The following is a 4,763-nucleotide window of genomic DNA, read 5'->3' on the forward strand; positions in this document are numbered from 1 at the left end:
TACAACGAAATCTAAAGCTCTTCTGCATCCTTCGGATTTGCTTCGCTAAGATTTCATAGTAAAAGCAGGCATTGCTTTTGCCTGCTTTCCTATTTTTCAGATTGCTGCTATGGCATATTGGGCTTCGGCTGTGGAAAAGCCCTCAATAAGGAGGCGTTGGCGGATTTTATCCCTGGACATCCCATTTTCCTGATACTGCCGGGCTTTGCCCAGGGCCTGACCGTTCCAGTCGGCGGACAGGTTGGTCATGGCGTAGAAGGCTTCCTCCCTGGTAAAGCCCTCATTGGGGGTCATGAGCTGAAGATAAATGCCATTGCGGGAATAATAGCCCTGACTCAGATAATCATTGGCCCGGTTCAGGGCATTGGCCTTCCAGTCCACATCAGCTCCTTCACTTAGCAGGGTGGCAATTTTTCTGGGATAACCATTATTCAGCATAAATCGGAACAGTCCCTTTTTGGACAGGTTATTGGCGGCAGCATGGGCCTCAGCCTGCTGTAAGGCTCCCTGATATTCAGGGGGAATTTTTTTTGCGGAGGTCTGGCCCCTTGCTGGAGCCGGTGAAATGACCTGAGGTGACGGGAAGCTGGTATTTGGGATAGCAGTGACTGGTGGTGGGGTGGTATTGGCACCGGTATTAATCGGTGGTGCGGCCTGCCTGTTCGGGGCTGTTGCTCTGGAAAGCTGTCTCAATTCATTAATTACCAAATCTGGATCTGCATTGCCGGTTACCTGGGCCCTGATGTGAATATCACCATCCTTGTCCATATGGCGTTCAACCTGTTTGTTCAGCACCTTTACAAAGCTGCTGCTGAAGGTAACGATTTCGTCCTGGGTTACCACGGCATTTTCGATGGTGGTATTACTGGACACCATGACCCCCACCTGCTCCGAAATGGCCCGTAGGGCCTCCTTCACCGCATTATCCTCCCCCTGCTGAAGGGTTTCGTTATCGCTTACTGTGTATTCACCGATACCGGTAAAGGTTTCCATTTGAGCCCCGGCTAGCTGAGGGGAAAGGGTCATAAGGCTGGCTGATAATAATATCTGACATAAAATCCGGTTGCAAGATTTCATAATTTATTCTCCTGATGAAAAAATTTGAAAAGGAACAGCGGGCTGTTGCTGTACTGTCTATGGTATTATTTTATTAGCATTTAACTGAATATGGCAAGTTAGAATTAGATAAAATTATTTGGAAAACTTCGTGCGAAACGGTGTTTCGCACTACGCCCTTACACGAACACTAAGCTCCCACTGCGCCACAGGCTTGTGCTCACTAAGTGTTCGTAGTAAAAATCCCTACTAAAGTCTGATTATTTTGAATTGTACAATTATTATTGATGATATATAATTCGAGAAAAGAAGATGTATCGGTGGAATATCAGGCTGTCCCTTGGTGGGGGACCTGCTTGCTCTGAGGGGTGATAGCTATTATTTAGGTTCAGGCAGCGGTGTTGCTATGCTGTAAAAAGGAAAAAGGAACAGGAGGGATTGAAGTGTTTAGATTAGCTGGCTGTGATTTTACGGTTTGTAGTGCATCATTGTGGAGAAGGCTGGGTGTGATTGCTCTTCTTGGTGTGGTGGCGTGGATTGGCTTAAGCCTGGGGAAATTTTCCCCGGTGTCTGCTGCCTATGATATGAGCAAAATGGACACTAGTATTCAGGGAATTATTGGTATTTGGCGCGAGGATGGCGTACTGGATTCCCGTATACTCAGGGTAAATCAGGACTACACCTATGAATTGTCCTACAGGGGTGGCGGTGCTTCCTACGGCACCATTAAGGTAATTGGCGAGGAGCATCCCGATGGCTCCTATTCCCCATGGTATGTGTTTGACGAGGCAGATGGAGTAAACTGGGCGTCCTTTGGCAAGACTGATGAGGACGGCTCCCTTCAGACTGAGCTGTGGTCCGGTCAGGATGGGGCCATGCATTTTGTGCGCTGTGACAGTAGTGATTACCGCAGCACCCGGGAAGGGGTAGCCCCAAAGGATTATCTCGGTGTATGGGCCTGTGGCCGGTGCAATATAGTTATTGAACAGAAGGACAATGCCTATATTGCCAATATGTCCTGGAGCAGCAGTGCCTCTGAGCACAGGGAATGGGTGTATAATTGCCGCTATGACAAGGAAAATGCTATTTTGGTATGCATGGGCAATGGTATCTGTACTGATTGCACCGTTTATGAAAATGGCAAGGAAAATGATGTTACTGTATACGATGATGGCAGCTGTGAGCTGATTATGCGTCAGGGGATTCTGCGCTGGAATGACAAAAAGGACAATACTGCCCAGGACATGGATTTCCTGCGTTAATTAAGTGAGCATATAGTATAAGTAAGCTGTTTTTTCAGGCCGGGAAGGGAATACCCTTTCCGGTCTTTTACTTCGTGTAAGGGCGTAGTGCAAAACACCGTTTCGCACGAAGTTTCCTGTCATAAAATTTTTTATTGTCTGAACGGAGTGGTTGATATAAAATGTTAATATAGATTAATATTTTAAGAATAAAAATGCTTTGCAAAAAAGATAATCGTCATTAATGATATGGGATGTAACAGGGGAGGGGCGCCTATGGAAATCGCATTGAGCTTTATTGTTTTTTTACTGTGCCTGATAATTGGTGTGCGCTTTGGCGGTCTGGGCCTGGCTGCCGTCAGTGGTCTGGGCCTGGTGGTGTATGTATTTGGATTCGGCTATAAGCCCGGCGTACCGCCTAATGATGTAATGCTTACTATTTTGGCAGTAGTTACCTGTGCTGCTTTTTTACAGACCTCAGGCGGCTTGACGGTATTGCTGAAATATGCGGAGAAAATATTGCGAAACAACCCGAAGAATGTAACCCTGCTGGCACCGATTACCACCTGGTTCCTGACGGTGCTGTGCGGTACTGGTCATGTATGCTATACTATGTTCCCAATTATTTATGACGTGGCCATCAAGGAAAATATCCGGCCGGAGCGTCCTATGGCAGTATCCTCCGTAGCCGCCCAGATGGGAATTTGCGGCTCACCGGTTTCTGTGGCCATTGTGTCCATCGTAAGCTTTTTGGCCATGGGGGGATATGATGTAAGCCTGGCCAAGGTATTGATGATATCCATACCATCCACCTTTTTCGGCGTTTTGGCTGCTGCCATCTGGTCCATGCGCCGGGGCAAGGAGCTGGAAAAGGATCCGGAATTCCAGGCCCTTATTGCTGACCCGGAGCAGCGGCGGTATGTTTACGGCTCCACCGAGTCCCTGCTGGACAAGGAATTGCCTGTCTCCAATTACGTAGCAGTGGGTATCTTTATCCTGGGCATATTGATTATTGCCTTGATGGGCAACATGAATGAGCTGCTGCCGCAATTTCCTACAGGCAATGGCAATGCCACCAAACCAATTTCCATGACCCTGGTTATTCAGATGGTAATGCTCTGTATAGCGGCAGCCATACTGTTCTTTTGCAAGGTGGATGCCAAAAAGGTGGCGGACTCCAATGTATTCAGAGCCGGTATGGTGGCCCTGGTATCCGTATACGGTGTAGCCTGGACGGCCAATACCTTGTTTGCCCATCACATGGAATTTTTGAAGGGGATGCTGGTATATGCCGTAGGTATATACCCGTGGGCCTACGCCATTATCGCCTTCTTTACCTCCAAGCTGGTTAATTCCCAGGCTGCCGCCATTGCCGTGGTGGTTCCATTGGCATTGGAGGCCGGGATAGAGCCGGTTATTATCCTTTCCTTTATTTCGGCCTGCTATGGTTATTTCTTCCTGCCAACCTATCCTTCTGATTTGGCCTGTATCGGCTTTGACCGGTCCGGTACCACGAAAATTGGCAGATTTATTTTAAACCACAGCTTCATGATACCTGGCCTCATCGGGGTAATTACAGGCTGCTGTGTCGGCTATGTAATAGCCCATGCCATCGTGTAATATTCTAATAAAATGATAACTTATTCAGGTGGAGCTTTAACTCCATCTGAATTTATGATATATATTTCTTTGCGGGTCAGCTATATTAAAAGCTTGTATAATTTTAGAAATAAGTATAAGATGGTAGGTAAGATAGCATGTAAGATAATAGGCAAGATGGGGTGAGGAAATGGTTGAATATATGCCGCCGTATACAATTTCAAATCGTATGTTGGAGCTGGTTTCATCCATTTCGGAAAAGGTGGGCAGGGTTACCAGTCATAAGGATTTGGAGGCAAAGCCTCATTTGAGGCGAAATAACAGAATACGTTCAATTCATTCATCATTAAAAATAGAAGCCAATTCACTGTCCATGGATGAGGTTCGTGATGTTATCAATGGTCATGCTGTAATGGGCAACCGGAATGAAATTCAGGAAGTAAAAAATGCCTATGCCGCCTATGAGGAGATCGGGAAGCTTGACCCTTGGAGCATGGAGGAGCTAAAGAGAATCCATGGAATTATGACTTATTTGCTGGTAAAGGAGTCAGGAGATTTTCGCCAGGGGGAGGAGGGGGTTTTTTCTGATGGTCAATGTATCTTTGTGGCACCGCCCCCCAATATGGTTCCGGCACTGATGGAGCAGTTATTTACATGGATGAATGCCAGCAAGGGAACAATTCATCCTTTGATTATGGCTGCTGTATTTCATTATGAATTTGTTTTTATCCATCCCTTCGCCGATGGCAATGGCCGCATGGCACGACTGTGGCATACAGCACTTCTGTACAGATGGCGAAGTATCTTTGAGTATATTCCTCTTGAAAGTCAAATAGAGAAGAATCAACAGGAATATTATGCTGCTAT

The 4,763-nt window shown here is 46.6% G+C and carries 4 protein-coding genes; 3 read left to right on the plus strand and 1 reads right to left on the minus strand.

Annotation, left to right across the window (positions count from 1 at the left end; genetic code table 11):
* Window positions 1-96: 96 nt before the first annotated feature.
* The gene (locus tag Q0Y54_RS11670) at window positions 97-1,077 is read right to left on the minus strand and encodes an Ltp family lipoprotein (RefSeq protein WP_297968132.1); all 981 of its coding nucleotides are present in this window, start codon (window positions 1,075-1,077) and stop codon (window positions 97-99) included.
* Window positions 1,078-1,499: 422 nt separating this feature from the next.
* On the opposite strand from Q0Y54_RS11670, the gene Q0Y54_RS11675 reads away from it, so the two are divergent.
* The 3 genes from Q0Y54_RS11675 to Q0Y54_RS11685 all read left to right on the plus strand — a co-directional run.
* Window positions 1,500-2,318: a hypothetical protein gene (locus Q0Y54_RS11675; protein ID WP_297968136.1), complete on the plus strand. Its 819-nt coding sequence runs from the start codon at window positions 1,500-1,502 to the stop codon at window positions 2,316-2,318.
* A gap of 255 nt (window positions 2,319-2,573) precedes the next feature.
* On the plus strand, window positions 2,574-3,917 hold the full coding sequence (locus Q0Y54_RS11680; RefSeq protein ID WP_297968139.1) for an anaerobic C4-dicarboxylate transporter: 1,344 nt from the start codon (window positions 2,574-2,576) through the stop codon (window positions 3,915-3,917).
* A gap of 169 nt (window positions 3,918-4,086) precedes the next feature.
* Window positions 4,087-4,763: Fic family protein (locus tag Q0Y54_RS11685; protein ID WP_297968141.1), on the plus strand; the 677-nt coding region annotated here is incomplete at its 3' end.

It is taken from the genome of uncultured Anaerovibrio sp., from assembly GCF_947302755.1.
In the GTDB taxonomy this organism is placed as follows: Bacteria; Bacillota; Negativicutes; order Selenomonadales; family Selenomonadaceae; genus Anaerovibrio.

Bases quoted from the DNA above. Each gene is read 5' to 3' on its own strand.
- Q0Y54_RS11670 (WP_297968132.1), bottom strand. From the start codon at position 1,077: ATGAAATCTTGCAACCGGATTTTATGTCAGATATTATTATCAGCCAGC.
- Q0Y54_RS11680 (WP_297968139.1), top strand. From the start codon at position 2,574: ATGGAAATCGCATTGAGCTTTATTGTTTTTTTACTGTGCCTGATAATT.